Origin of the sequence: Sulfitobacter sp. NFXS29 (assembly GCF_040148765.1) — a bacterium.
In the GTDB taxonomy this organism is placed as follows: Bacteria; Pseudomonadota; Alphaproteobacteria; order Rhodobacterales; family Rhodobacteraceae; genus Sulfitobacter.
This window is the reverse complement of sequence record NZ_JAGDED010000012.1, coordinates 50,596-77,409: the sequence shown is the minus strand read 5'-3', so window position 1 is coordinate 77,409 and position 26,814 is coordinate 50,596. Positions and strand designations below refer to the sequence as shown.

28 protein-coding genes and 2 pseudogenes are annotated in these 26,814 nt (G+C 60.1%); 8 read left to right on the top strand and 22 right to left on the bottom strand.

What is annotated here, in order from left to right; translation table 11 throughout:
• Positions 1-29 precede the first annotated feature (29 nt).
• The 12 genes from J3456_RS17015 to J3456_RS16960 all read right to left on the bottom strand — a co-directional run bounded on the left by J3456_RS17015 (position 30) and on the right by J3456_RS16960 (position 11,993).
• Complete coding sequence (locus J3456_RS17015) at positions 30-800, bottom strand: SDR family oxidoreductase (RefSeq protein ID WP_349581374.1); 771 nt, start codon at positions 798-800, stop codon at positions 30-32.
• Positions 800-1,723, bottom strand: a complete 924-nt coding sequence (locus J3456_RS17010; RefSeq protein WP_300056709.1) for a dihydrodipicolinate synthase family protein — start codon at positions 1,721-1,723, stop codon at positions 800-802. Before J3456_RS17010 ends, J3456_RS17015 begins: the two co-directional genes overlap by 1 nt.
• A gap of 8 nt (positions 1,724-1,731) precedes the next feature.
• The gene (locus J3456_RS17005; protein ID WP_349581371.1) at positions 1,732-2,391 is read right to left on the bottom strand and encodes an aspartate/glutamate racemase family protein; all 660 of its coding nucleotides are present in this window, start codon (positions 2,389-2,391) and stop codon (positions 1,732-1,734) included.
• The gene (locus J3456_RS17000) at positions 2,388-3,845 is read right to left on the bottom strand and encodes an amidohydrolase family protein (protein WP_349581369.1); all 1,458 of its coding nucleotides are present in this window, start codon (positions 3,843-3,845) and stop codon (positions 2,388-2,390) included. The genes J3456_RS17005 and J3456_RS17000 overlap by 4 nt, the downstream gene beginning before the upstream one ends.
• Positions 3,835-5,277, bottom strand: a complete 1,443-nt coding sequence (locus J3456_RS16995; protein WP_349581368.1) for an ABC transporter substrate-binding protein — start codon at positions 5,275-5,277, stop codon at positions 3,835-3,837. Before J3456_RS16995 ends, J3456_RS17000 begins: the two co-directional genes overlap by 11 nt.
• Entirely contained in the window at positions 5,274-6,308 is a 1,035-nt protein-coding gene (locus J3456_RS16990) for an ABC transporter ATP-binding protein (RefSeq protein WP_349581365.1), read from the bottom strand. Before J3456_RS16990 ends, J3456_RS16995 begins: the two co-directional genes overlap by 4 nt.
• Positions 6,305-7,300, bottom strand: coding sequence for an ABC transporter ATP-binding protein (locus tag J3456_RS16985; RefSeq protein WP_349581363.1), 996 nt, complete (start codon positions 7,298-7,300; stop codon positions 6,305-6,307). Before J3456_RS16985 ends, J3456_RS16990 begins: the two co-directional genes overlap by 4 nt.
• A complete protein-coding gene (locus tag J3456_RS16980; protein WP_349581361.1) occupies positions 7,300-8,172 on the bottom strand; it encodes an ABC transporter permease in 873 nt (290 codons plus the stop codon). The genes J3456_RS16985 and J3456_RS16980 overlap by 1 nt, the downstream gene beginning before the upstream one ends.
• 10 nt (positions 8,173-8,182) lie before the next feature.
• Positions 8,183-9,148 (bottom strand): ABC transporter permease, encoded by a 966-nt coding sequence (locus J3456_RS16975; RefSeq protein ID WP_349581359.1) that lies wholly within the window; start codon positions 9,146-9,148, stop codon positions 8,183-8,185.
• 73 nt (positions 9,149-9,221) lie between these two features.
• Positions 9,222-10,781 carry an ABC transporter substrate-binding protein gene (locus J3456_RS16970; RefSeq protein ID WP_349581357.1) on the bottom strand — a complete coding sequence of 520 codons (1,560 nt, stop codon included), beginning with the start codon at positions 10,779-10,781 and terminating at the stop codon, positions 9,222-9,224.
• 78 nt (positions 10,782-10,859) lie between these two features.
• The gene (locus J3456_RS16965) at positions 10,860-11,252 is read right to left on the bottom strand and encodes a VOC family protein (protein WP_349581354.1); all 393 of its coding nucleotides are present in this window, start codon (positions 11,250-11,252) and stop codon (positions 10,860-10,862) included.
• A gap of 93 nt (positions 11,253-11,345) precedes the next feature.
• Positions 11,346-11,993 carry a GntR family transcriptional regulator gene (locus J3456_RS16960; RefSeq protein ID WP_349581352.1) on the bottom strand — a complete coding sequence of 216 codons (648 nt, stop codon included), beginning with the start codon at positions 11,991-11,993 and terminating at the stop codon, positions 11,346-11,348.
• A gap of 125 nt (positions 11,994-12,118) precedes the next feature.
• Here J3456_RS16960 and hydA point away from each other — a divergent pair, with 125 nt between their 5' ends.
• The gene (gene hydA / locus J3456_RS16955) at positions 12,119-13,510 is read left to right on the top strand and encodes a dihydropyrimidinase (protein WP_349581351.1); all 1,392 of its coding nucleotides are present in this window, start codon (positions 12,119-12,121) and stop codon (positions 13,508-13,510) included.
• A 42-nt stretch (positions 13,511-13,552) separates the two neighbouring features.
• On the opposite strand, the gene J3456_RS16950 is transcribed toward hydA, so the two are convergent.
• The 3 genes from J3456_RS16950 to J3456_RS16940 are packed head-to-tail and all read right to left on the bottom strand — an operon-like array spanning position 13,553 to position 16,514.
• Positions 13,553-14,665 (bottom strand): C4-dicarboxylate TRAP transporter substrate-binding protein, encoded by a 1,113-nt coding sequence (locus tag J3456_RS16950; RefSeq protein WP_349581349.1) that lies wholly within the window; start codon positions 14,663-14,665, stop codon positions 13,553-13,555.
• Positions 14,666-14,694: 29 nt separating this feature from the next.
• The gene (locus J3456_RS16945; RefSeq protein ID WP_349581347.1) at positions 14,695-16,005 is read right to left on the bottom strand and encodes a TRAP transporter large permease; all 1,311 of its coding nucleotides are present in this window, start codon (positions 16,003-16,005) and stop codon (positions 14,695-14,697) included.
• On the bottom strand, positions 16,002-16,514 hold the full coding sequence (locus J3456_RS16940) for a TRAP transporter small permease subunit (RefSeq protein ID WP_209219519.1): 513 nt from the start codon (positions 16,512-16,514) through the stop codon (positions 16,002-16,004). Before J3456_RS16940 ends, J3456_RS16945 begins: the two co-directional genes overlap by 4 nt.
• A gap of 131 nt (positions 16,515-16,645) precedes the next feature.
• Between J3456_RS16940 and J3456_RS16935 the strand changes: the two genes are divergently transcribed.
• Together J3456_RS16935 and J3456_RS16930 are read left to right on the top strand one after the other, a co-directional pair.
• Positions 16,646-17,542 carry a LysR family transcriptional regulator gene (locus J3456_RS16935; RefSeq protein ID WP_349581345.1) on the top strand — a complete coding sequence of 299 codons (897 nt, stop codon included), beginning with the start codon at positions 16,646-16,648 and terminating at the stop codon, positions 17,540-17,542.
• 71 nt (positions 17,543-17,613) lie between these two features.
• A complete protein-coding gene (locus J3456_RS16930) occupies positions 17,614-18,372 on the top strand; it encodes an alpha/beta hydrolase (protein WP_349581343.1) in 759 nt (252 codons plus the stop codon).
• A 47-nt stretch (positions 18,373-18,419) separates the two neighbouring features.
• On the opposite strand, the gene J3456_RS16925 is transcribed toward J3456_RS16930, so the two are convergent.
• Together J3456_RS16925 and J3456_RS16920 are read right to left on the bottom strand one after the other, a co-directional pair.
• A complete protein-coding gene (locus J3456_RS16925) occupies positions 18,420-18,716 on the bottom strand; it encodes a CcdB family protein (RefSeq protein ID WP_260013399.1) in 297 nt (98 codons plus the stop codon).
• A complete protein-coding gene (locus tag J3456_RS16920) occupies positions 18,716-18,958 on the bottom strand; it encodes a type II toxin-antitoxin system CcdA family antitoxin (protein ID WP_349581341.1) in 243 nt (80 codons plus the stop codon). Before J3456_RS16920 ends, J3456_RS16925 begins: the two co-directional genes overlap by 1 nt.
• A 325-nt stretch (positions 18,959-19,283) precedes the next feature.
• Here J3456_RS16920 and J3456_RS16915 point away from each other — a divergent pair, with 325 nt between their 5' ends.
• From J3456_RS16915 to J3456_RS19480, 3 genes and pseudogenes are all read left to right on the top strand, one after another.
• Positions 19,284-19,874, top strand: coding sequence for a hypothetical protein (locus J3456_RS16915; protein ID WP_349581339.1), 591 nt, complete (start codon positions 19,284-19,286; stop codon positions 19,872-19,874).
• A 6-nt stretch (positions 19,875-19,880) separates the two neighbouring features.
• Positions 19,881-19,985: pseudogene (locus J3456_RS19485) on the top strand (HGGxSTG domain-containing protein); the annotation flags it as partial.
• A gap of 9 nt (positions 19,986-19,994) precedes the next feature.
• The gene (locus J3456_RS19480; RefSeq protein ID WP_502989520.1) at positions 19,995-20,141 is read left to right on the top strand and encodes a hypothetical protein; all 147 of its coding nucleotides are present in this window, start codon (positions 19,995-19,997) and stop codon (positions 20,139-20,141) included.
• A 528-nt stretch (positions 20,142-20,669) separates the two neighbouring features.
• On the opposite strand, the gene J3456_RS16905 is transcribed toward J3456_RS19480, so the two are convergent.
• Complete coding sequence (locus J3456_RS16905; RefSeq protein ID WP_349581338.1) at positions 20,670-20,912, bottom strand: helix-turn-helix domain-containing protein; 243 nt, start codon at positions 20,910-20,912, stop codon at positions 20,670-20,672.
• 392 nt (positions 20,913-21,304) lie between these two features.
• On the opposite strand from J3456_RS16905, the gene J3456_RS16900 reads away from it, so the two are divergent.
• Together J3456_RS16900 and J3456_RS16895 are read left to right on the top strand one after the other, a co-directional pair.
• On the top strand, positions 21,305-21,862 hold the full coding sequence (locus J3456_RS16900) for a tyrosine-type recombinase/integrase (protein WP_349581336.1): 558 nt from the start codon (positions 21,305-21,307) through the stop codon (positions 21,860-21,862).
• Positions 21,863-21,909: 47 nt separating this feature from the next.
• Positions 21,910-22,157, top strand: a pseudogene (locus J3456_RS16895) (IS3 family transposase); the annotation flags it as partial.
• A 52-nt stretch (positions 22,158-22,209) separates the two neighbouring features.
• Here the strand turns inward: J3456_RS16895 and J3456_RS16890 are convergent.
• The 4 genes from J3456_RS16890 to J3456_RS16875 are packed head-to-tail and all read right to left on the bottom strand — an operon-like array spanning position 22,210 to position 26,570.
• On the bottom strand, positions 22,210-23,658 hold the full coding sequence (locus tag J3456_RS16890; RefSeq protein ID WP_349581333.1) for a mannose-1-phosphate guanylyltransferase/mannose-6-phosphate isomerase: 1,449 nt from the start codon (positions 23,656-23,658) through the stop codon (positions 22,210-22,212).
• A 23-nt stretch (positions 23,659-23,681) separates the two neighbouring features.
• Positions 23,682-24,653 carry a GDP-L-fucose synthase gene (gene fcl, locus J3456_RS16885; RefSeq protein WP_349581330.1) on the bottom strand — a complete coding sequence of 324 codons (972 nt, stop codon included), beginning with the start codon at positions 24,651-24,653 and terminating at the stop codon, positions 23,682-23,684.
• Between the two features lies 1 nt (position 24,654).
• Positions 24,655-25,779 carry a GDP-mannose 4,6-dehydratase gene (gmd, locus tag J3456_RS16880; RefSeq protein ID WP_349581328.1) on the bottom strand — a complete coding sequence of 375 codons (1,125 nt, stop codon included), beginning with the start codon at positions 25,777-25,779 and terminating at the stop codon, positions 24,655-24,657.
• Positions 25,776-26,570 (bottom strand): glycosyltransferase family 2 protein, encoded by a 795-nt coding sequence (locus J3456_RS16875; protein ID WP_349581327.1) that lies wholly within the window; start codon positions 26,568-26,570, stop codon positions 25,776-25,778. The genes gmd and J3456_RS16875 overlap by 4 nt, the downstream gene beginning before the upstream one ends.
• Between the last annotated feature and the right edge of the window lie 244 nt (positions 26,571-26,814).

Genomic DNA, 26,814 nt, shown 5'->3' with positions numbered 1-26,814 from the left:
GCAGCTTTGCTCTTGTTGGTCGATCCTGATCAAACCCCTTTGATCGACCCGCCGTCGATGCGGATGCGCGACCCGGTGACATATCCCGCGCGGGCCGATGCGAGGAAGGTCACCACGTCGGCGAATTCCTCGGGCTTGCCGTAGCGGCCCGCCGGAATCGTGGCGCGGGACTTGGCGGCCACCTCGGCCAGGACGCTGTCGGTACGCTTGGCGGCAGCGGCGTCGAGCTCGTCGACCCGCTGCGTGTGGATGCGCCCTGGCATGACCACGTTGACGGTGATGCCGTCGCCGGCGACCTCATTGGCCAGCGTCTTCGACCAGCCCACAACCGCCGAGCGGATGCCGTTGCTGAGCGCAAGGTTCGGAATCGGCTGTTCCACGCCCGAGGAGGTGATCGAGATGATCCGGCCCCAACCGCGGGCCTTCATCTCGGGCAGAAGCCGCGTGTTGAGGTGAAAGAGGTTCGCCGCCATCGCCTCGAAATGCGCAAGCCACTGACCGCGCTCGGCCGCTTGCGCGGTGCCGGGGGGCGGGCCGCCGCCGTTGTTGACGATGATGTCCACGCCGCCGTCCGACAGCAGCTGATCGGCCAGCGCGTCGACTTGGGAGAGGTCCGAAAGGTCGCATTCAACGGGGTGGACGTTCTCAATGTCTTTCGCCCAGTCGGCGATCTTGTCGCGGCTGCGCGCGGCGGCAAAGACGGTGGCGCCTTCGGCGGCCAGAGACTTGGCTATCGCCATGCCGAGGCCCCGGCTGGCCCCCAGTACGAGCGCGCGTTTGCCGTTCAGTTCGAGATCCATCAGTTCAATTCCTTCAATCGTTTTTCCTGTCGCGCGATCAGCCGGTCGACCTCGGCACGGGTGGGTTCGCTCAGCGCGGCACCGGGACGGCGCTGCGCGTCATGGGCGATGATGCCGCGTTTCGCGAGCGTGTATTTGCGGATTGCCAAACCCAGGCCCGGCTGCTGCTCGAAACGTGCTAGCGGCAGGTAGGCGTCGAAGATGTCTTGCGCGCGGGCGGTCTCGCCGCGGCTGCACAGATCGACCACCTTCACCATCATCTCCGGATAGGCGAAGCCGGTCATCGCGCCGTCAGCGCCGCGGCCCATCTCCTCGGGCAGGAACAGCCCACCGTTGCCGCAAAGGATCGACAGTGGGCGCTCCAGCATGCCCTCGGCCCGCAGAGCTGAGATCTTCTCCAGCCCCGGCCAATCTTCGTGTTTCAGGCAGACGCAGGTGGGCAGATCATTGACGATTCGGGCGATCACCGAGGGTGCGATCTGCACGCCGGTCACGAGCGGGAAGTCCTGAAGCACAAAGGGCACGTCGCCCAGCACCTCGGCCACCTGACGGTAGTAGTTCACGATCTGATCGTCGGTGCGCAGGCTTCCCGGCGGGGCCACCATGGCACCGGCGGCGCCCAACTCCATCACCGCGCGCGTCAGCGTGTCGATCTGCGCGAAACCGGGGGCCGAAACGCCCACGACGACCGGCACACGGCCATCGACACGTTTCAGGATGCGGGCAACGACCTTCTGCGATTCCTCGACCGTGAGCTTCGGGGCCTCGCCCATCATGCCCAGGACCGTCAGGCCCGTGGCCCCCACCTCGAGATAGAAGTCGACCATGCGGTCGCAGCTTTCCATGTCGATGCGGCCATCGGGGTGAAAGGGGGTCACGGCGATGACAAAGACGCCTTTCGCCTCTGCTGTAAGTGCGGACATGTTTTCTCCTACCTTGTGTGTTGCAGGGCGACCCGGCCAATCGCCATGGCGGTGGCCGCCTGACAGGGCTCGATGACGGGCACGCCGAGGGTTGTTTCAAGCTCACCGCGAAAGGCGGTCATCCCGGCACAGCCGAGGATCAAGACATCCGCCCCCGCGTCGTCGCGCAGCGAGGTGCCGACGGTCTTCAACCGCTCGAAGGTGCGGGTCTCGTCGGCCAATTCCAGCACGCCCAGCTCCAATGGCTCGTCGCCCGCAAGCCTGTCCATCACCCCCATGGCGCCGAGGTAGCGCATGTGGCGCGGGATCGAACGCCGCAGGATCGAGATGATGCCGAAGCGCTGGCCTAGCGTCATCGCCGTCAGCACCGCCGCTTCCGCGATGCCCAGGACGGGCTGCGCCGATTGTTCGCGCAGGGCGGCCAGACCGGGGTCAGAGAAACAGGCGACGACAAAGGCGCTCGCCTTATCCTCGAGGGCCGCGCAATGCGCCAGCATCGGTCCGACCACACCGTCGACATGGGCCTGCGTCTCGATCCCCGGGGGGCCTTCGGCCAGCGTCCGCGCCACGATCGGCACCGGAGAGGCCGCGCGCATCAGGTCAACGGCGTGGTCGATGCCGTCGGTCACATGCTGACTGCTGTTAGGATTGACGATGTAGATGGTCATGGCTGGCCTTCCGTGCCGTGGTGGGCGCTGCCCCAGAAATCCGTGGGCAATTCGAAATCCGCCGCGCCGCTGAGGCGGGCGATCATGAGCTCCGCCTGCGCGGTTGCCTCGCGCAGCACCGCACCCTCGTCGAGCCGTGTCGCGCGGGCGTCGCGCAGTACCATTTCGCCGCCCACCATCACGTTGCTCACGTCGTTGCCGTTGGCAAAGCAAACCATCCGGTGCACCGCCATGTTGCCGGGCTGAAGATGCGGACGGGCGAGGTCCATGGTCACGATATCGGCCTGTTTTCCGACCTCAAGCGAGCCGATGCGGTCCTCCATCCCGATCGCCCGCGCCCCGTCGATGGTGCACATTGCCAGCACCTTGCCGATCGGCAGCACGTCGGCGTCACGGAAATGGCGCCGGTGGTAATGCATCGCCTGCTGCATGTGCCGGAACATGTCGCCCGAGCGGTCCGGCGCCGTGGCGTCCGAGCCGAGACCGACGCAAACGCCCATGTCCATCATCTCCACCGCCGGGCAACGCCCCGAGATCGAGGCATTGGCCGAAGGGTTGTGCGCGATCTTGGTGCCTGTTTCGGCGACCGCGGCCATCTCATCGTCATGCAGGTCGATGCAATGCGATAGCAGCGCGTTTGGCCCCAGTGTCCCCAGTTCCTGTGCCCGCCGGATTGAGCCGCGCCAGTGGCCGTCTTGCGTAAACACCAGCCCCTTGTCGCGGGCATGGGCCTGCACGGCCTGGGTCTGCGCGCAGGCGGCGGCGTAATCTTCGGGGACCATATCGCGTTCGTGCTCGTCGCGCAGCACGGGGTAGAGCATGGCGATGTTGATCCGACCCGCGTGGGTGTCGTGCCAGTCCGCGGCCACGGTTTTCGCGGTGTCGAACTGCTGCTCGAAGCTTACCGGGTAGGGCCGCCGTTCGCCGGTCTTCCAATCGGCATAGATCAGCGGGTGGGGCGCGCGGGTGGGGCCAATGGCCACGACACTGCGGGTGCCGACCTCCAGCACGCCCTCGCAGTGTGCGGCGGCATAGGCGGGATCGTCGCTGCGCATGATCGTGTCCCCGCCGCCCAAAAGCGATACGCCGGTGGTCACGCCGAAGCGCAGCCGCTCAAGCGACGCCAACCGCGCTTCAGCGCGCCAGAATTCAGGGGGCGAGAGCTGGGTATAGACTTCGCCGCAGATCGCCTCCCAACGATCTCCGCCGTGCATGCCCAAGGTTTTGATTAGACCATGGCCGGCATGGGCATGCACATCCACGAGCCCCGGAAAGACGACATGGCCGGTGCAGTTGATTACTTCGGCGGTCTCGACTTGTTCGCCGAGTTCGGCGGCCCGACCGATGGCCACGATCTTGCCGTCACGGACCGCCACGGCCCCCGCCTCGATCACCCGCCGGGCGGGGTCCATGGTGATGACCGTGCCGCCGGTAAGGAGCGTATCAGCCTGCATGGGCCACCTCCGGCAGATGAGGTAATGCGGTCACATCGATCACCCCATCAGCCGGCATAGTGAAATCGGGATGCTCCCCCGCGATGCCGATGACCCGCAGTGGGTTATAGAGCGTGAGCCACGCGGGATCTTCCTGTAGCAAACGGTAGGCCTCTTGCCAGACCTGCGCCCGGGCGGCGCGGTCGGGCATGACGCGGCCCGTGTCGATCAAAGCCTCGATCTGCGGGTTGGCATAGCCCTGCCACCAGGAGCCGGCAACGCGGCTGTCGATCTTCTCGTAGAGCACGCGGTAGGTGCTCATCGGGCTGCTATCGAAGACGCAGAGGTCGCGGATTTCCTTGCGGCGGACCATATGGGCGTAGTCTTCGCGCTCGGGGTGGATGTGCACGTTGAGGGTGATCCCCACCTCCTTAAGCTGTTCCCCAAGGGCAGCGGTCAGCCGTTCGGCTTCATCCGGCAGGCGCGTCGGGCAATCGACGGCGAGCGTCAGGCCGTCACCATGCCCCGCCTCAGTGAGCAAAGCGCGGGCGGTGTCACGGTCCATCTGCGCGCCCTGCCCCGTCCCGGCGCCGAAATGGTTCGGGCTAACGAAACCGCGCAAGGGACGCGCGGCGCCCTGCATCACTGTTTGGATGGTGGCCTCGCGGTCGACGGCAAGGCTCAGCGCCCGGCGGACGCGGGCATCAGCCAGCGGGCCGCGTGCGGCATTCAGCAGGTAGATGATCGCGACCGGCGACAGGAATTCATGCCGCATCGTGCCAAGGCTGCGCGAGGCCGCGAAGTCGAGGCCATTGGCGACCTGCACCCTGCCCTCCGCCAGCATCGCCTGACGCTTGGCGGCATCAGCTTCCAGCAGCCATGTGACAGTCTCATTCGCCGGGCTGCCGGAGAAATGCCCCGCCACCCGCACTGCACTGATGCGCTCGGGCGTCATCTCGGTGACCCGGTAGGACCCGCTCCCAATCTGAACGCTGTAATCGCCCGCATCGAGCGCTGCGAAGGCCGAAGGTGCCACGATGAACCCCTGCTCCAACACATCCAGAAGATCGGCCATCGGCGCGGTCAGCGTGATGCGAAGCCGCGTCGGGGTCAGAACCTTCAGCTTGGCCCCGCCCAGAAACTGCCGCCAGACCGCCGGCGCGCCTAAGGTATAGCCCTTGTCCTCCCGCGCCATGCGATTGACCGAGGCGGCCACCGCCTCCGCGTCGCAGGGGGTGCCGTCGTGGAAGGTCACGTTTGGCTGAAGCGTGAAGGTCCAGACTGTTGCGTCTTCCGACACTTCCCAGGTCCGCGCCAGTGCCGGGACAAACCCCTGCCCGTCGCGTTTCACCAGCGTGTCGTAGATCGCGTGCAGCACTGTCAGCTCGTCATTGGCGTCGGTACAGTCATGCGGGTCGTGAAGGCCCAGCCGGGCCTGTGCGATCAGAGTCATACGACATCCCTTTCCGGCTCATCAATCAAGTGGCAAGCAACGGTCTGGCCGTCGCCGACATCACGCAGGGCAGGCCGTTCGGCGGCGCAACGGTCCCAAGCAAAAGGACAGCGGGTGCGGAAGCAGCAGCCCGAGGGCAGCGACAGCGCCGAGGGCACCTCGCCCGTAAGCTCGATTTCCTCTTTATCCCGCTTTTCCTTGATGCTGGGTGCAGCCGAGAGAAGGGCGCGTGTATAGGGGTGACGCGGCCGCGAGAACAGAACGTCGCGCGGGGCGTTCTCGACCATGAAACCGAGGTACATGACGCCGATCTTGTCGGCGATGTGATGCACGACCGAGAGGTCATGGCTGATGAAGAGATAGGCGAGACCGAACTCGTCGCGCAGGTCCTTCATCAGATTCAAAATCTGCGCCTGGATCGAGACATCGAGCGCCGAGACCGGCTCGTCCGCCACAATTAGCCCCGGGGTGACCGAAAGCGCCCGCGCGATGCCGATACGCTGGCGCTGGCCGCCGGAGAACTGGTGTGGATAGCGCCCTGCGTGTTCGGCATTAAGACCGACCTTCGCCAGAAGCGCTTCGATCTTCTTCGGCACCTCGCGCCGTTCGGCAGTGGTCTTGGTCTGCTGCAGCAGCGGTTCCGCCACGATGTCGCGCACTTTTTGGCGGGGGTTGAGCGAGGCATAGGGATCCTGGAAGATCATCTGCATCTTTGCGCGGACGGGCAACATCTGCGCAAAGTCGTGCTCGGCCACGTCCTCACCATCAATGCGCAGTTCACCGCCCGTGGGTTTGTAGATGCGTGCAATGGTCTTGGCGACGGTAGACTTGCCACAGCCGCTCTCGCCAACCAGCGCCATGATCTCACCGCGTTCGATGGTGAAGTTCACCCCGTTAACAGCGCGGACCACAGGCTTGTCGATCCGAGGGCCCTTCTTGCCAAAGCGCAGTCGGTCGAGGACTGAACCGCCCAAGGAAAAATGCATTTCAAGATTGCGCACGTCGAGCATCGGTGCAGGGGCATCGGTCATGCGGTGTCTCCGGGGCTGAGAGGAAAGTGGCAGGCCGCCGATAGCGAGCCACGCTGTGGCATAAGATCGGGTGCAATCTCTGCACAAAGGGCCTGCGCGCGTGGGCAGCGGTCGCGGAAATTGCACCCCTTGGGCAGGTTGCGAATGTCCGGCACGGTGCCGGGGATCTGTTTTAACCGTTCATGCCGGTTGCCGAGGTCCGGGATGCTGTCGATCAGTCCGCGTGTGTAGGGGTGCGCGGGGGCTTCGATCAGCTCACGGGTGCGCCCGCGTTCGACCACGTTGCCGCAGTAGAGCACCGTGATGTGGTCGGCCATCTCCGAGACCACGGCAAGGTCATGGGTCACAAGGATCATCGAAGCGCCCTTCTCGGCGATCTGGCGGCGCATAAGTTTCAGGATTTGGCTTTGAATGGTTACGTCGAGCGCGGTGGTCGGCTCATCCGCGATGATCAGACGGGGCCGCGCCAGAAGCGCGATGGCGATCACCACGCGCTGGCGCATGCCGCCCGAGAACTGATGCGGATAGGCCTTCAGCCGTTCTGCCGCGCGGCTGATGCCGACGCTCTCCAACATCTCGACACAGGCGGCACGACGTGCCTCGGCGTCAAGATCGCTGTGCAAGCGCAACACCTCGTCCATCTGCCGACCCACGCTGTGCAGTGGGTTGAGCGAGGTCATCGGGTCTTGAAACACCATCGAGATCTCGCGGCCCCGGATCTCGCGGAGACGCGCCTCCCCTGCCTTCACAAGATCTTCGCCGTCGAGCAGGATCTCCCCGCCCTCGATCTTGCCGGGGCTATCGATCAGCCCGAGGATGGAGAACCCAACAACCGACTTGCCGCCGCCGCTCTCGCCAACAAGGCCCATGACCTCGCCCGCCGCGATGTCGAAGCTGACGCCGTTCACGGCTTTCACAGTGCCCGCGAAGGTGTGGAAATGGGTTCTGAGGTTCCGGACCTCGAGCAGTTTCTGCTTTACCGTGTCGCGCATCATTTCAGCCTCGGGTTCAGTTCGTCGCGCAGGAAATCGCCAAAGAGGTTGATGCCGAAGACCAGCATCATGATCGCCACGCCGGGAAAGACGCTGGTCCACCACAGGCCCGAAAACAGCACGTCAAAACCGTTCTTGATCAGCAGCCCCAGCGACGGCTGGGTGATCGGCACGCCCACGCCGAGGAATGACAGCGACGCCTCGATCAGCACGAAGGTGCCGACCTGAATGGTGGCGATGACGATAAGCGGCGTCAGCACGTTTGGCAGGACGTGTTTGCGAATGATCTTGTGGTTCGGCAGGCCGGCGACCTTAGCCGCCTGCACATATTCCTTCTCGATCTCCGACAAGGTCGAGCCGCGCACGGTCCGGGCATAGACCACCCAGCCCACCGCCGTCAGCGCGATCAGCACCTTGTCGATGCCGGTACCCACGGCGGACATCAAAAACAGCGCGATCAGGATCGAGGGGAAAGAAAGCTGGATGTCGGCGATGCGCATGATGACGCTGTCGACAATGCCGCCATAGAACCCCGCGATCAGACCCAAAAGCGTGCCGATAACGCAGGAGGCGACCATGGCCACCAGCCCGATAAACAGGGAGATCCGCGCGCCATAGAGGATCGAGGCCCAGACGTCGCGCCCCTGCCCGTCGGTGCCGAGCCAGAACTGCGGGTCGCCCCCTTCGAGCCAGACGGGCGGCTTGTAGCTGTCCATCAGGTTTAGCGCCGCGATGTCGTAGGGGTCCTGCGCCACGAGGAAGGGGCCCAACAGCACCGCGAGGGCAAAAAACGCCATCAGCGCGCTGCCGATCATCGCCGAGGAGCTGCGGCGGTAATTGTAGAAAAACTCGGATTGGAAAAGTGCCGTCATGTTACCGCCCTCATTTCAACGTGATGCGCGGGTCGATCAGCGTGTAGACGATGTCGACAAGGAAGTTGATCACCACGAAGATCAACGCCACCAGCATCAGGTAGACGACGATCACTGGGCGGTCGGCGCGGTAGATGCTGTCGATCAAGAGCTTGCCCATGCCGGGCCAGGAAAAGATCGTCTCGGTGATCGTGGCAAATGCAATGAGATCGCCCAGTTGCAGACCGAAGATGGTGATGACTGGAATGAGCGCGTTCTTCAGCCCGTGTTTGTAGAGCACGTCGCGGCGCGGCGCGCCCTTGGCGCGGGCGAACTTCATGAAGTCCTGCCGCCCCACTTCCATCATCCCCGCGCGGGTCATGCGCAGCAGGATCGCCATGGTGGCGAGTGAGAGCGTCACCGCCGGGAGAATGATGTGGTGCCAGCCGTCGGCGGTCAGCAGGCTGACGCGCAGCCCGAAAAGCTCGGCCGTGTCACCCCGGCCCGAGGAGGGGAAGATTCCCCAATGCACCGCGAAGAGGAAAATCAGCACCATGCCGACCCAGAAGCCGGGCAGCGAGATGCCCAGAAGCGAGCCTGCCATGATCGTTCGGCTAATGCGGGAGTTCGGGTTGGCGCCGGCATAGACGCCGAGCGGAATGGCCACCGCAAGCGCCAGCGCCATGGCGACCAGCACCATTTCGACGGTAGCGGGCAGACGCTCCAGAATCAAGGTCATCGCGGGCTGGCGGAAGACGTAGGAATTGCCGAAATCGCCCTGCACCAGGCTCGAAATGAAGCGCCCGTATTGCACCAGCAGCGACTGGTCGAGCCCGAGGATCCGGCGCGCCTGCGCGATCTCGGCATCGGTGGCGTCGATCGGCACGACCATGAACACCGGATCGCCGGTGAAACTCATCATCAAAAAGACGATTACGGAGACGATCCAGAGGACAAGCGTCATCTGGATCAGACGTTTGAGCAGATATCCGAACATCGGCGGCTACAGTCTTTCGGCAAGGAGAAGAAAGACCCCGGCAGCGCAGACCGCCGGGGTCGGAGGCTGCGGCTTACTCCGCCACGTCCATGTCATAGGCCCAGATGAACTTGTCCACGCGCGGCTCCAGCATCACGCCGTCACGCTTGGCGTAGATGTCCTGCTCGTAATGCACGGGGATCATCGGGATGTCCTTAAGGAGCAGCTTTGAGGCTTCCTGCAGATACTGGTCACGCTCCTCGATGCTGGGGGTGGCGTCTGCCTTGTCGACCAGCGCGTCGAGCTCCGGGTTAGAATAGGAGCCGCGGTTGACCTGACCGTAGCCTTCCTTCTTGTCGCGGGTGTAGAACAGGGCGCCATACATAGAGCCCGCATCGCCCGCCGGCACGTCCCAGCCCGACATGATAAAGCTGGACTGCTCCGTCGGCACGCGGATGTAGCCCCAGAAGTTCGACTTCGGCATGATGTTCAGTTGCAGGTCGATGTTGATCTTAGCCAGCATCGAGGCCAGCGCCTGCGCGATCTGCGCGTCGTTGACGTAGCGGTTGTTGGTGGCGTCCAGCGTCATTGTGAAGCCGTCGGCATAGCCCGCCTCGGCCATCAGCTCCTTCGCCTTTTCGATGTCCACCGGGTACATCTCGCGGAAGCTCATGCCGTCGGCATAGCCGATGTGGCTTTCCGGCACGAATTGGTCACTCGGGGTGGCCAGACCGTTCATAACGATCTTGTTAATCGCATCGGTATCGATGGCCCGCGCGATGGCTTCGCGCACCCGCTGGTCGGTCATCGGGTTGTCGCCCTCAATGGTGGGTGATTTCTCCCGAGTATCCATGGCCAGCACAACGTTCAGAAGGCTCGGGCGGGTGACGACCTCAAAACCTTCTTCGCGTTTGACCCGGTCCACGTCGCGCACGGCGAGGTCTTGGATCACATCCACCTCGCCGGTCAGCAGCGCCGCTGTGCGGGTCGCGGGGTTGGTGATCGGACGGAAGGTCACCGTGTCGATCTTGGGCTCGCCGGCCCAATAGTCGTCATTGGCCGAAAGGGTCAGTTTCTCTTCCTTGATCCAGCTCTTCAGCTTGTAAGGACCGGTGCCCATCGGCTCGAGGTCCATCTTCTCGTCGCCAGTAGCTTCGGTGTATTCACTGTCGAGGATCAGCAATTCAGCCAGATCATTGGGCAGCACCGCATAGGGTTTGGGCGTCTTGATCTCGACCGTGTGGTCATCAACGGCAGTGATAGAGGCAATGTTCGCTACGAGGTCCGGGCGGATCGACTCACGCGTCTTCTCGATCGTATAAACGACGTCTTCCGCAGTGAAATCGTTGCCATTGTGGAATTTTACACCTTCGCGCAGCTTGAAACGCCATGTGGTGTCGTCGACATTTTCCCAGCTTTCAGCGAGGCCTGGCCCGAAGGACAGATCAGCGGTGCGCTTCACCAGCGGATCGTAGAGGTGGTAATACATGATGTTAGACGACAACTCCTCACCCGCCAGCGGGTAGAGGTGGCTGGGGTCCGCGGTAAGGCCAATGGTGACCGATTTTTCGGCCAATGCCGCGCCCGCCGTCGTGGCCATTAGGGCCAGACCGAGGGCACTGGCACGCAGCACGGTTTCACTGAGGTATTTCATGGGTAGCTTCTCCACTGTTGGATGGGTGACGGGGCCACTTGGCGGGCCCTCATTCATTATGGCGACGGTTGATCGGCGTCAGTGGCCCGGGCGGGCAGTCTGCACCTCGATCTGATAGCCCTCGGGATCGTTCATAGCGAAGGCGCGGATGCCCAGCTCATCACTGTCGAACATCTTGGTTAGCCCGGCGACCTTGTTGGCCTCAGCCCAAGCATACCAAGCGTCGACATCCGGCACGCGCAGGCAAAGCTGAACGGTCTTCTTCTCCTGCCATTTCTGCATGCCGTGTGTCTCATCCACGAGACCGACATGGGCTTGGCCGTCGATCCGGTAGATCTTGGACCACCCCTGATCAATGGCGAGCGTCAGGCCCAGCACGTCCTCATAGAAGCGCATCGCTGTCGGCAAATCGCGGTAATACTGAAAGGTGATCGCGAGAACGATACCGCCCTCGGGTCGTTGCGCCTGCATGGAATCCCCACTACGTTCCTAATTGGTATCCATACGGTATACACTCGGAATGCTGAGTCAACCACCTTTGCGCCGGTGCTGACCTGCGGGGGATCAGAATGGATGATAAATGTGCGAAATGATCGATTCTCGAACATTGCTGAGATGTAGCTTCATCGCAGCGCTGGCGGCGTCGGGCTCCTTGGCGATGACCGCATCGATCAAAGCGATATGCTCCTCGCACCCCGGCACCAGACGATCAGGGATCGAACCTTGATCATACATGCTGGTTTTGACCTTAAGGCTTTCGATCAGCTCCAGCAAAAGATTCGATCCCGCCATCTCGGCAAGGATGAAATGCAACCGCATATCCAGAGCCGAATGCTCTGCCGCTGTGGGGCGCTGGCCATCTATAAACCCTTGCATCTTATTGCGAATATCGCTCAGCTCGATGGTGGACTTGCCCGAGGACGCGGCTTTGCGTGCCGCTTCACATTCCAGCAGGCTACGGACATGGAGGATCTCCATGATCTCATTCAAGGACACGCTCGAAACCACCGGCGCGCTACCTGCGCTGCGTTTGGCAAGTCCTTCGCTGACTAGTTGACCGATTGCCTCTCGCACTGGTGTGCGCGATACGCCCAAATGGTCGGCGAACTTCTTTTCGCTTAGCCGCGTGCCCGGTTCAAGCGTGCCGTCCAGGATCATCGCCTTCAGCCGCTTGAAGGTGGCATCCCCGAGTGTTTCAATTTTTTCGGTCATGTTGCCTCCTCTCGGGGCTAAGAGCCCACCTCCGCCCCGATATACCTTTTATCGGTATACCATATGGTATACGCATGGTATGATTATTTTTACCACCCCAGATACTGCATATCGTCGAGGTTGCCATGCAAAGCAAACAGATTGACACCGTCATTCGTGGCGGGACCGTTGTAACACCCTTAGGCGTCGCGGTTCAGGACATCGCCATCGCGAATGGTAAAATCAGTGAACTGAGCAATACCATCACATACTCTGCCCCGACAGAAATCGACGCGCGCGGCCTCTTGGTATTGCCCGGTGGTGTGGATACGCATTGCCATATCGAACAAATGTCCGGTGCCGGGTTGATGAATGCCGATACGTTCCGCACCGCCACACGCTCTGCCGCGATGGGCGGGACCACGACCACCGTTTCATTCGCCGCGCAGCACGTGGACCAAAAGATGCGGAAGGTCGTGGGGGACTATGCCGCGCTTGCCAAGAAGGGCGCGGTGATCGACCACGCCTTTCACATGATTGTTGCGGACACGGGCAATGGCAATCTGGCCGAAGATATCCCGGCCCTGATCGCCGAAGGGCACCGTTCGATTAAGATTTTCACCACCTACGCCAAGGTTCGTCAGGATGACAAATCCATTCTTGATATCCTTGCGCTAGCGCGGGATGCGGGCGCGCTCGTCTGTTTTCACGCCGAGAATGATGGGCTGATCGGCCATATGACCGAAAAGCTGCTGGCCGAGGGCAAGACCGCCCCGAAATACCACGCCGCCTCTCACCCACGCGAGGCAGAGATTGAGGCGATCGACCGGATGTGCCGTTTTGCCGAATTCACCGGGGCGCAGGTGATGATCTTTCACGTCTCGACCCGCGAAGGGGCCGAGATCATCAGGCAGGCCCGCGCGCGTGGGGTAAAGGTGCAGGCCGAGACTTGTCCGCATTACCTTTTCATGACCGAGGATATTTTGGATAGCGAAAATCCGGCCCGCTTCATGTGCTCCCCTCCGCAGCGCAGTGCTGAGGATCAGGCCGCCCTTTGGAAGGCGATAGCCGATGGCACGATTGAGCTCATCACCTCAGACCATGCGCCCTACCGGATGGACGCCAGCGGTAAGTTCGCCCATGGGGAAAACGCACCATTCAATCAAATCGCCAATGGGATGCCGGGACTGGAGACGCGCTTGCCGCTGATGTTCACCGCAATGGTAAGCGAGGGCCGCATGGGTGTCGAAGCATTCGCGAAGGTGACGGCCACTGCGCCTGCGCGGGCCTTTGGTCTGGATGGCAAAGGCGCGATTGCCGAGGGTTTCGATGCCGATCTGGCGATTTGGGATCCGGAGGCGTCTTATACCTACGGCGCCGATGACTTGCATGACAACACCGGGTACAATCCCTTCGAAGGCACAACCGTCAAAGGCATGCCGCGCCATGTGCTCTCTCGGGGTGAGCTATTGGTAAGGGATCGGGCGCTGGTCACCGAAGCGCCGCGGGGGCGCTGGCTGCCAATGCGCGCGGGCTAAGGGGCGCCATTGCAGCGCCCCCTCCCCTATTGCTTCTAAAGCTTAGTTCATGCCGTAGTTTGCACGGTCCAGCTTGTCATAGATCTCGCTTTTTGCCAGCGCTGCCAGCGCATCGGTATCGGTGTGATCCACATCGGCCAGCAGTTCGACCCAGCGGTCTACGATGCGCTTATAGTCTTCCAGCAGCGCCTCGGGGTTCTCGATCCCGCGGCTCTTGGCGTTTTCGATAAGCACGGCTTCGTCCGCTTTGACGAATTCTGCCAGCGCGTCTTTAAGGGCTTGGTCGGGCTCGAAGACTTCCATACCGCCTTCTTTCGCAGCAGAGACCGCTTTGTCGACGTCCTTGTCGAACTCAACCCGGTGCTGCGCCAAGTAATAGGCCATTTGGTCAAACAAAACGTCGCGCGACTCTTGCGACAGCCCCTGCCAGAACGTCGGGTTATAGCCCCACTCGAAACCGGCGTAGTAGTTGCCGACGGCCAGCATGTTCAGATGCGTGACCACATCGGAAAGCGAAAAGGAATCGAGGGCATCAGCGGCCGCCACGGCGCAGTCGAGCGAGCTTGTATCGAGGCCGGTGTACATCTCGCTTGAGGGGATCGACACGGGCACGGCGCCTACATGTTCGGCAAAACGCGACCAGGCGCCCCCGGCCATGCGCAGGCGTTTGCCTTGGATGTCCTCATAGGTGGCGACCGGCGTGTTGCACATCATATAGTATTCTGAGGTCGAGTAGCCGCCGCCGAAGACCACGCCATTCTCTTTCCACTCGGCCAAGGCGGCTTCGTTGGTGAGGCCAAACTCAGTCGAAGCGAAGGCCATGACCATTGGGTCGGTGTTGTAGAAGGCGAAGTTGCCAATCAGGTTCGCAACAGGCAATTCGGACGGGGTGTAGGTGCCCGCGTGATAGGTCACCTGTGCCACGCCATCGCGCACGCCTTGCAGTGAAGCGGCGGGCGGCAGCAGGGAGCCGCCTGCGAAGACGGTGAAATTCACCTCCCCATTGGTTTCTTCGGCCACACGTTCGGCAAATTCCACGTATGGGCCGCGCACCATCGAATGGCGTTCCGCAAAGAAATGGTTCGCGTTCTGGGCTGCGGCCACAGTGCCGAGGCCACAGACCGCGAGAGCCAGTATGGATGTATTGAGTTTCATGTTGTCGTCTCCTCCGGTTGAAAAAAGCGTTACTGCGCCATGAGTGAGGGCAGAAACAGGCTGATCGCGGGAAAGGCGATCAGGATAAAAAGCGTTACGATGTCCATGGCGATGAACCATGTTGTGCCCGAGATGATGTCGCGCAACTTGACCTCGCCCGAGAGCGCGCTGTGCAGGACATAAAGATTCAGGCCGACCGGCGGTGTCACCAGCCCAATCTCCAAAAGCTTGACGCAGATGATGCCGAACCAAATGAGGTTGATGTCCGCGGCCTCGAGGACCGGTAGCAGGATCGGTAGTGTCAACAGGATCAGACCGATGGAGTCGATGACCATGCCTAAGATAACGAAAAGCGCGGCAATCATCAGGATGATCACGATCTGATTGTCCGACACCGACAGCATCATATCCGTTAGGGCGCGCGGTACGCCCGACAGCCCCATGAAGCGGGTGAACATCACTGCGCCGATGGAGAGAAAGAAAATCGAAGAGGTCGCGAGCGTCGTCTGGCGGATCGCCTCGGCCAGCGCTTTGCGGGTCAGCGCGCGGCGCAGCAAAGCAACCGTCGCGGCAAGGAACGCGCCCACTGCACCGGCCTCTGTCGGGGTGAAGAAACCACCGAAAATGCCACCCAATACGCCGAGCACCAGCACAGGAAATGGCCAGACGGACCATAGCAGGCCCAGCACTTGCGCCCGGTCGATCCGTTCGACCACGGGCGGGGCCAGCTGGGGGGTGACCGTGGCACGAACGGTGATCATCGCCATATACACGAACGCAGAGAGCACACCGGGAATGACGCCCGCGATGAAAAGTTGGCCGATAGATTGCTCGGTAAAAATGCCGTAGAGCACCATGAGGATCGACGGCGGGATGAGAGAGCCAAGCGTGCCCGAGGCCGCGACGACACCAGTGGCCAGCGAGGGGTGATATTTTGCCTTCAGCATCTCCGGCACGGCGATCTTTGACATCGCGGCGGTGGTCGCGATTGAAGAGCCGGAAGCAGCCGCGAAAAGCCCGCAAGCGCCGACACTGGCCGAGGCCAGACCGCCAGGCACCCGCGCCAGCAACACCCGCAAAAGGTCAAACGCGCCCGCGGTAAGTCCGGTATTCGCGGCGATGAACCCCATAAAGAGGAACATCGGGATTGCTGTCAGCGACCAGTCTCCGATCAAGTTGAAGGGCATAGCGCTGACGATGCCAAACGCGGCTTGCAGGTTGAACATGACGGTGATGCCGACAAAGGACACCGCCATAAGGGCCGTCCCGATGGACATCCGAAAGGCCAGCAGACCGAACAGCGTGCCCACACCGATCCAGCCGATAACGAGATTGCTCATGACATGCCCCCATCGAGGTCGGACTGGGTGACAGGCTGCCCGCGCAGCACCAGCAGACCCCGCAGCAACGCGGCGAGACTGGCAAGGCCGAAGCCAAGCGGTAGAACCATACGCGAGGGCCAGACGATGACCTCACGCCCGCCCATCACGACTTCGCCCACACGCAATGCGCGCATCGCGTCCAGCCCGGTGCGCCATGTCATCACGGCCAAGATGGCGGCGGCGGCGAGGCAGCTAAAGAGCAGCGCGAGTTTCTGAAGCCATGCGGGGAAGTGATTGAACAACAGATCGACCGAGATTTGCTGGTCCTGCATCTCGACAAAGGCCATCGGCAGCATGACCAGCGCGACCATATAGTAGTAGGACGACATCTCGACCGTGCCTTGGATCGGCGCGTTCCACACCAGTTTAGCGACGACATCGGCTACGATGTTCAGCATCATCGCGATGACGCCGAAGCCGCCGATAAACATCAGCCAAGAGCATAATCTGTTGAACAGCGTCAGCATCGGGCCTCCTCCCCATACCAAGACGGGAACCGGGCCCGTAATTCCGATTCAACCTCACCGCTGAACGGTCAGTTGACAAATAGCGATGGTTGATCGAGTGATAACGAAACGCGATCAACACGGAAGCATCAATGAACCACGGCAGGAAACCCACAAGGCTCGACCTCCGACATCTGCGATACGCTTTGGCTGTGGCCGATGTCCAAGGTTTCCGTGCCGCAGCCGAAATGCTCAATATCGCGCAGCCGGCCATTTCGAAAGCCGTGAAAGACACTGAGGTGGATTTGGGGTTTCGGATATTTGATCGCAGCGGGCCGCGCGTGATCCCCACGCCGGAGGGGGTCGTCTTCCTTGACGATGCGCGCCAGACGGTCGCGCAGTTCGAGCGAACGATCCGCGCCTCACGCCAGAATGCAGTCGGGGCCCGCGGGCATATCATCGTGGGCTATTCCGCCCTCGCTACCTCACGGCAAATCTCGGAAGCGCTGGATGCATTCCACCGCAGTGTCCCCGGCGTGCAGGTCGAAATGCATGTCATGTCCACGGATAACATGCTGAAAAACCTGAAATCCGGAGCGATTGACCTTGGCTTTCTGCTGTCTCATCCCACCGTTGGCGCGCCGGGGATCGACCAGATGCCCGTCTGGAGTTCGCGCATCGGTGTGGTCGCCCCCGCAGGCGAAGCCCCTTCGCGCGTGACTGATTTGTCAGAGATGCCCTTCGTCATGGGGTTGCGGGAAAACTGGCGCTCATGGCGCGCGCTGCTCGACAGCGCTTGCGATCGCGCGGGTCTTACCCCCGTGGTGGTGGATGAGGCTTGGGACGTGCAGGTGATTTTGCAGCGCGTGGCCGAGCGCCGCGGCGTGACGCTTTTCCCCTTGAGCATGGCCGACAGCCTGCCCGCCGCTTTGGAGTTGGTCCCAATAGCAGGGCTGGATGCAGAGGCGACGATCTCGATGGCATGGAGCATCAAGGCAGATACCGGGTTGCTGCGTCAGTTCCGCAACCACTTCCCGCCGCTTGGCTGATCGCGTTCGGTTATCGCACGATACCACAAGTCTATTTGCGTAACGCGGCGATAGCGCGATCATATGCGCCTATGAAACAAACCCCGATCGCCCCCTTCGACCTGCCCGAGGCGCAGCCTTTTCTTCTTGAAGGCAGCCACACCGGTTTTCTCTTTTTCCACGGCTTTACGAGCACGCCGCAGAGCGTGCGCGAAGTCGCAGAAAAAGTACATGAGATCAGCGGCGCGACTGTATATTGCCCGCGTCTTGCGGGACATGGCGAAACCCCCTCCGCCTTGGCAAAAACCGGCCAAGCGGATTGGGTCGCCTCTGCAGAGGACGCTCTCGCCACCCTCTCCACACGCTGTGCCCAGGTGATCGTCGGCGGGCTTTCCTTAGGTGCGACGCTATCGCTCAACCTCGCCGCCAGAATGCCCGATAAGATACAGGGTGTGGTCAGCATCAACGGCTCAACCGGCCTCTACCGTCCCGAGGTTGTGGCGCCGCTTTACGAGGCAAGCGGGCCAGCGTTCATCGACGGCATCGGTTCCGACATCGCCGAACCGGAGAGAACCGAGATCTGCTATGATCGGATTCCACGCGATACGCTAAAAGAGCGGTTCCTGCTAACGAATGCCACCGGCGCCTTGCTGCCGCTGATACGGCAGCCGATCCAGATTATGCAGTCGCGATGCGACAATGTCGTTGACCCAAAAAACGCGCTGCGCATCGCGACCTCAGTGGGGTCAAGTGAGATACGGCTGTCTTGGCTAGAGCGGTCATATCATGTGGCGACGCTGGATTATGAGCGGGGCGAGATTGCGCGGCGGATTGCTGGGTTCTTAGGGTAATCGGACACGATCGCGCTCGGAAGAGATGGCTGGTCAAATTGACCTGCTCAGAACCCCGAAAAGACCATGTCGAGCGCACCGCGGATTTCATAGTCCGATGCGGAAAGATCGGCGATGGGAGGACCTTTGAGCAACGCAGAGGGGATCGCCGCCATCTCGGCAGTATGCAGGGCATAGGCATCGCCGTGAATATCGAACACTGGCTCGAGGCGTCCTATGACCCCCGGCCCGCCTGCAATTGGGATCAAAGGTGCGACGACGCGGGAGCCGGTGTCGATTAGATCCGTTTGGAGGTCGAGCACAAACCGTCCGCCAGATACTTTGTAGACTTGGAACTGCGCCATCAGCCGAGCCGCAACACCTGTACGTCCGCCAACGGCATCCCATTGGTCTCAATCCAAGCGCGGCGCTCTGAGATTGCCGCCGCGTTATCTGACGCCCAAGCCGCGGCCCGTGCTGCACGCACCGCTTCTCCGACAGCAGCATCGCTGATCGCGGAGACGTTCAGGCCCAACTCCCGGGCGGCCGTGAGGTTCTCTGCCGTTAGGGTGATATTGGTGCGCTGCTTTTCGGCTGTCGTCTGCATGGCGTCCTCCTAAGTCACATATAAAATACACATAATTGGTGTGTAATGCAATGGGACTGGGATCACCTCCCTACTCGCGCGAATGCCCCGGCGGGTTGCAAAAGGGGCATTTTCCGCGCCCTATCCCTGAATTTCGTTAGGCGGATCGGCCCGCGCGCTGCTGATGTTGCACGTTATCGAAGGTTATTGGGTGGGGGGGGGGAGGGTACACCCAAAAAATTCGATTCAACCCCATGCACAGTAGAATATCCATACTTTTAGACATCAATTCCAAGCCTCAGATGTGCTAGGCTCATCCATAACGCGGCAACCTGGAGAAGGCGAGATGGCAAAGAAATCCTCTAAAACCGACCCTGCGGCGCTGCCTTCCCACGAGATACTGCCGGTACGGGCGTATTTGGACGTAAACGAGGTTGAACTTGAAACCCAGAAAATGAACGAGATAGCCCAACTGGTCCGCCTGCCAGATGGCTTGTCAGAAGCAGCACAAAACGCCCGGCTCGCTAGAGCCCTTGATCTCTATGAAGGCCTAGCCCCTACTGACGGGCTCGAAGGCATGCTTGCAGCGCAGATGGTTGGTACGCATCACGCCGCGCTTGACTGTCTTCGCATGGCTGCAGTTCCGGGGCAGACATTCGCTTCACGTGACATGAATCTAAAGCATGCTCAGAAACTCATGGCGCTCTACACTCAACAGGTAGCTGCATTAAACAAACATCGCGGCAAGGGACAGCAGAAGGTCACCGTTGAGCATGTCAATGTTCATGCAGGTGGCCAAGCTGTCGTCGGCAATGTGGAGATGGGAAAGCGCAATGGACAAGCTTTAAGTAAGACGGACGCCATTGAAAATGCACATAGCGTTTCTTCTTCCACCGCTAAGCAGCGGAAGCCGATCAAAAGTAAGCGGCGAGATTAGGCGGTGATGACACACCAACGGAATACCGGACCCATGCGAACAAGCCCGCGCTGCGGTGCCAAGACCCGCAAGGGAACACCGTGTCAGGCCCCTGCCCTCTCCGGTAAGGCCCGCTGCCGCATGCACGGCGGCGCAGCGGGCTCCGGCGCCCCGAAAGGCAATCAGAACGCGCTGAAACATGGTCTTCATACCAAGGAGGCACTGGCGCTCAGAAAGCATGTGCGCGAATTACTGCGGAACGGCAAAGAGCTTATCGAAAAATTCTAGCGGTGTCGCAGTCCGGGAGCAGTAAAGCGGCATTAGTTACGGTCACCCTCCAGCCCTTAACCCGGCCCTTCCGCGCCGTTAAGGTCCTTTGATCGCAAATTAACGGAGCGGTCAGGGAAACTCGCGTCGAGCACTCGCCGACCTTCTTGCGACGCGCCATTTGAAAATCATGTGCAGGAGAAGGCCAAACGCCGCCCCAATGCAAACGCCAAGCAAATCTGCGAGTACGTCCGCCGTCTCGCCATGACGCCCGACGTAGGGCTGAATGACTTCTATCAAGCCCCCATAAACTGCTGCAGCAAACACATCCCGAAAAAGCCCGTTTGGATAAAGAGCCGCACACGGCATGGTTAAGATCGCAAAGGCCTGAACATGATGGGCCTTATCAGTTCCTGGAACAGCGGAGGGGGCGCTTAGGGGAATGAGAGTTAGCGCGCCGATACAAAGCGCGAGGCCGACTGTAAGCCATATCGCAATCGCTCAACGGCGCTTTCTGCTTAAGGCAATCGCGCGAAGCGTAGACACAACCTATCGTTTCGGGGGGTGAATGCGAATTCCAGGGCCGTCGTCGGGCGTGCCGATGAATTCAATACCAGCAGCTTCGAGGGATGACTTTATTTGAGATATTGTCTTCAGCTTGCTTTCTGGAACAGCGTCAATGGCCTCGATCCGCCGGACCGTCTTTCCAGCAATACCCGCCGAATTCGCGAGATCCTCAATCGTCCACCTCAAGGCGCTTCTAGCGGCGCGAATTTGCAAACCAGTAATCATTGACTAAACCTTAAATGTCCAATATAAGGACACATATGTCCACTTTAATCCCGCCCCCAACTATCCCTGACTGGCGCTTAGAATTCAAGCGCCTCGAAGGTGCATATGCGCCCTCTACAATGCGCGCTTATTACACCGATATCGAGACATACACTCGCTGGTGCGCACAAACCGAGCTGACGCCCTTTCCAGGTAGTGTGGCTACAGTCTGCGCATTTCTAGTAGATCAGGGGCCAGAGTTTACTCCCTCGACAGTTCGCCGACGCATATACGCCATCCGGAAGGTTCACCAGCTGTTGTGTCTGCCTGATCCAACGCATGACGAGGACATCAACCTCACCTTTCGCCGTATCCGCCGCAGCAAAGCGTCGCGGCCGCGACAGGCGAAGGGAATGACAAAGAATTATCTTGATCAGTTCCTTGCTGTTCAACCGGATACCCCTTGGGGCTTGAGAAACAGGGCCATGCTTTCACTTGGCTATGACCTTCTCGCTCGGCGGTCCGAGTTGGTTGCCCTCACTGTCAACGACGTTGAGTTTCTTTGTGATGGAACGCTTCGTGTTCTGATCCGACGCAGCAAAACAGATCCTGAGGGCTATGGCCGCGTTGCGTTTACGTCAAAACGAACGGGGCAGCTTATGACCGATTGGCTTGATTGGCGGAGCCAAGATTTTCAGCCGCTGTTCAACCCGATCTACCACGGTCATGTAATGGATCGCCACTTAAGCGATACTTCCGTAAAGCATCTTATTAAGTCAGCCGCTAAGGGTGCTGGCCTCGATCCAGACGAAGCGAACGATTTTAGCGGGCATTCGATGCGCGTTGGCGCAGCCCAAGACTTGTTAAAAGCAGGTCACGATACCGCTGCGATCATGCGCGCAGGAGGGTGGAAGTCGATCAACGTCCTTACGCGGTATTTAGAGAACGCGGAGTGTAACGTCTGGCTATAGTCTTTAGCTCAGCAAACTACGCGCCGACTAGGTCACCATTTTTCATCACGGTGGGCAGTGTAGGTGACAGCTATCACAACGCGCGAGCGGAGACGATCATCGACCTACTCAAAGCGGAGGTCATTCACCGTTTGGGGCCGTGGAAGACCGCCGGGACGGTCAAGTGGGAAACTCTGAAATGGGTGTCGACTGGTTCAACGATCGCCGCCTGCTGCAACCCATCGAGAACATCCTACCAGCAGAGGCCGAGGAGATGTTCTATGAACAGTGCAACGAGTTCGATAAAGTCGCGTAAGACGGAGTAATCAGCCTCCGGCAAAACCAGGGCGGTTCAGAATATGAAATGCTTACCCCTTAGCGCCCTGCCCTCGCGCGTAGACGTCTTCGTAGCGAATAATGTCATCTTCGCCCAGATAGCTGCCAGTCTGCACTTCAATGAGCACCATCGGCACCTTGCCCGGGTTCTCCATCCGGTGCGTGGCGCCGAGGGGGATATAGACCGACTGGTTTTCTGTCACGAGCTTTACTTCGTCACCGACGGTTACCCGGGCTGTTCCCTCCACTACGATCCAGTGTTCGGATCGGTGATGATGGCTTTGCAGGCTGAGCGCAGCGCCGGGGTGGACAACGATCCGCTTCACTTGAAAGCGCGAGCCGACTACGAGGCTTTCGAACCAACCCCAGGGTCGATAATCGCGCGGCAGGGTTTCAGCCTGAGTAGCGCCCTTGGCCTTGAGGGCCGCGACGGCCTTTTTCACATCTTGCGCGCGATCTTTATGGGCCACCAGAACCGCATCAGGCATGGCCACCGCAATGATGTCAGTCAGACCGATACCGACCAGCTGTTGCTGTGGCTCTTCAGCGCGCAGAAGGGTGTTCTCGCAGTCAATCGCCGTGGCGGAATCGGACGCGACCACGCCGGTCTCATCCGGGCCGGTTTCGCGCCAGACCGCATCCCATCCTCCAAGGTCCGACCACGCCCCGCCATAGGGCACCACGGTGAGGTTATCGGCCTTTTCCATGACCGCATAGTCGATGGAGATGTCTTCGATCTGACCCCAAGGCTCAGGCGCGAGCCGGGTAAAACCGAGGTCCTGTTCCGCCTGCTCTACCGCCATCCGGACCTGCGCCAACATGTCGGGCGCATGGGCCTCAAAGGCCGCGATGATCGTCTTGACCGAGAACAGGAAGATCCCGGCGTTCCACAGGTGCTGCCCGCCGTTCAGCATTGTCTCAGCAGTCGCGCTGTCGGGCTTTTCAACAAAGCGCTTAAACGGCTGTGGGACGGGCGCAAAATCGGCAGAAGGTGCCTGGCTCATCTCCAGCCAGCCATAGCCGGTCTCGGCCCGGTCGGGGCGGATGCCGAATGTCACAAGCTGGCCGTCCTGCGCCGCTGGTGTCGCGGCCTGCACGGCGGCCCGAAAAGCGTCCGGATCAGGGATCACATGATCGGACGGTGCAACAAGCATGAGCGCTTCAGGCGCGCGGACAGCGAGGCTTAAAGCTGCTGCAAGGACCGCCGGGGCCGTGTTGCGCCCTTCCGGTTCAATAAGAATGCCCGCAGGCGCAATCTCGACCGCGGCCAATTGCTCGGTCACAATAAAACGAAAGTCCGACCCCGTCAGGATCATAGGCGCAGCAAAGCCGTCACCAGACAACCGTTGTGCCGATGCCTGAAACAGGCTTTCTTCGCTCATCAGCTTCGCAAATTGCTTAGGGTAGCTCTTGCGGGACAAAGGCCAAAGCCGCGTGCCGGAACCGCCAGCCAAGAGGATCGGGTGAACAATATGGGTCATCGTAAATATCCTGTCGGGAAAGGTCAGTGGCGGATCGCATACTGATTGTCGATAAACCAGCCATAAGTTTCCTGCAGTCCCTTCTCGAGGTCCACTGAGGCACGCCATCCCATATCCGCTAGGCGGCTCACATCCATCAATTTGCGTAGGGTGCCGTCGGGCTTGCTGGGATCATTAGTAATACGCCCCTCGAAGCCGGTGACCTTTGCGACCATCTGCGCCAGCTCCATGATCGAAACATCTGTCCCAGTGCCAACGTTGATATGGCTGAGCATAGGCTGGGTGTTCGCGTCATAGGTTTCGCGGTCGAGATCGAGCACGAAGAGGCTCGCCTCGGCCATATCGTCAACATGCAGAAACTCGCGGCGCGGCTTGCCCGACCCCCAGATTTGCACCTCATCTTCGCCTGCCTGAGCGGCCTCGTGGAAACGTCGGATCAGGGCGGGCAGCACATGAGAGTTCTCGGGATGGAAATTATCGCCGGGGCCGTAAAGGTTTGTTGGCATGACCGAGCGGTAATCTGTGCCATGTTGCCGGTTGTAGCTTTCACAAAGCTTGATCCCGGCGATCTTGGCCACCGCATAGGGTTCATTGGTCGGTTCCAACACGCCGGTCAGCAGCGCATCTTCCTTCATCGGCTGCGCTACCGCACGGGGGTAGATGCAGGACGAGCCCAGTTGCAGCAGCCTAGTCACGCCAGCAGCAAAGGCCTGATGGATAACATTGCATTCGATCATCAGGTTTTGGTAGATGAAATCCGCGGGGTAGGTGTTATTGGCGTGAATGCCCCCGACCTTGGCCGCGGCAAGGATCACCACGTCGGGCTTCTCAGACTGCATGAAATCGCGCACTGCGGCTTGGTTGGTCAGGTCTAGTTCCGCATGGGTCCGGGTGATCAGGGTGAGACCTTCTCCTGCAGCGCGCCGCGCCTCAAGTCGGCGCAGAATGGCGCCGCCAACCATGCCGCGATGGCCTGCAATATAGACTTTTTGCATGTTAGCCCTGTTCCATGCTCATTGGCAGTTCATAGCCGTGCTCTTTCAACAGCGCATGACGGCGCGCAGTGCGGAGGTCCGCCTCCACCATCTCGGCACACATCTCCTGTGCAGTAATTTCCGGCTCCCAACCCAACACCTTCTTAGCTTTGGCCGGGTTTCCAAGCAGCGTTTCTACCTCTGCCGGGCGGAAATAGCGCGGATCAATCTGCATCACCACATCGCCTTCCTTTAGACCCGGCGCCTTGGCGCCTTCAATCGCGGTGACAGTCGCGATTTCGTCGACACCTTCGCCGCTGAACTCTAGCGTCAGACCCAGCTCTTTGCCGGTCCACGTAATAAACTCGCGGACGGAATATTGTACCCCGGTGGCAATAACAAAATCTTCAGGCGTGTCCTGCTGCAGCATCATCCATTGCATGCGGACATAGTCTTTCGCGTGGCCCCAATCGCGCAGGCTGTCGATATTGCCCATGTAGAGACAAGGCTCCAACCCTTGCGCGATATTGGCTAGGCCCCGGGTGATCTTGCGGGTCACGAAGGTCTCGCCGCGGCGCGGGGACTCGTGGTTAAAGAGAATGCCGTTACAGGCATACATGCCGTAAGCCTCGCGGTAGTTCACCGCGATCCAATAGGCATACATTTTGGCCACGGCATAGGGGCTGCGCGGGTGGAACGGCGTGGTCTCGGTCTGTGGCGTTTCTTGAACGAGGCCATAAAGTTCTGAGGTAGAGGCTTGATAGAACCGCGTGGTCTTCTCCATCCCCAGGAAGCGGATCGCTTCAAGCAGGCGGAGAGTGCCAATGGCGTCGACATCAGCCGTGTACTCAGGCGCTTCGAAACTTACAGCCACATGGGATTGTGCGCCGAGGTTGTAGACCTCGTCGGGCCGGACCTCAGAAAGAATGCGGGTCAGGTTCGATGTATCGGTGAGATCCCCATAGTGCAGCTTGAACCTGGCGTGGTCCATATGCGGGTCTTCATAGATGTGATCGACACGTTGTGTGTTGAACGAAGATGCCCGTCGCTTGATCCCATGCACTTCGTAGCCCTTGTCGAGCAAGAATTCCGCGAGATAGGAGCCATCTTGTCCAGTAACACCGGTAATAAGTGCTCGTTTGGTCATTTAGGGATTCCTTTCCTAGGGAGAAATTGTTCAAGCTTCGAGAAATTCTTGGCCAAAAGTGAGTTAATGCCACCGACCCCATGGCGCCGCAACGCAATATAATCTTCACGGCTTTTCTGCAGAATGCGCGACAGCGAGCGGTTGCTTTCACCCCCGACCCGCATCTTCACCAGCACTTCCGGAATATAGGCAAGACGGATGTCGCCCTTCACCAGATAGCGCAGCATGGCCTCATAATCCGCGGCGATACGCATCGACGTATCGTAAAGCCCCCAGCGGTCAAACACCTCGCGGCGCAGATAGAGGGTTGGATGTGGGGGCATCCAACCGCGCTTCAAATGGTCTGGGTGATAAGAGCCCGACCGCCAACGCCGCACGATTTTGCCCGTATTGCTGGCGGATACGTAATCTAAGTCACCATACACGCCATCGACCGCCGGATCGCGGAATGCCTCAGCGACACGCTCCAATACCTTATCATGGGCAAAGAAATCGTCTGAATGCATCAAACCAATGACATCGCCAGTGGCCCGAGAAATGCCCTTGTTGATCGCATCATATATTCCTGCATCTGGTTCAGATACCAGATTTCTCGACGAGCCGTCGTGTTTCCGGATGAGCTCGAGAGTGGCGTCCTTGGACCCGCCATCCTGAATAATATGTTCGACGTGTCGGTAACTTTGCGCCTCTACGCTACGTAACGCATCCGCAATGGTGTCGACGCGGTTAAAAACCGCAGTCACAATTGAAATTTTCATTTTTTCAGCCGTTAAAAAAGTCAGGGGCAGCACGCAATTAGGCGCCCCACTCCAGCGCCTCTTGATCGTTCTCTTAAGGAAACTCAAGCAATGCCCGGCTCAAAAGCTTCGATAACGCCGGATATCGCGTATTTGATCAGAGACTTGTGCAAAACTACGAAGAAGCCCTTCCATTTTATCAACAATAGTTTTAAGTGGGATTTCTACTACGCATCGAGCCAACCAGCAGATGAAATCCCTCCACGATCCGAATACTTTCCAATTTCTCGGATGCTGA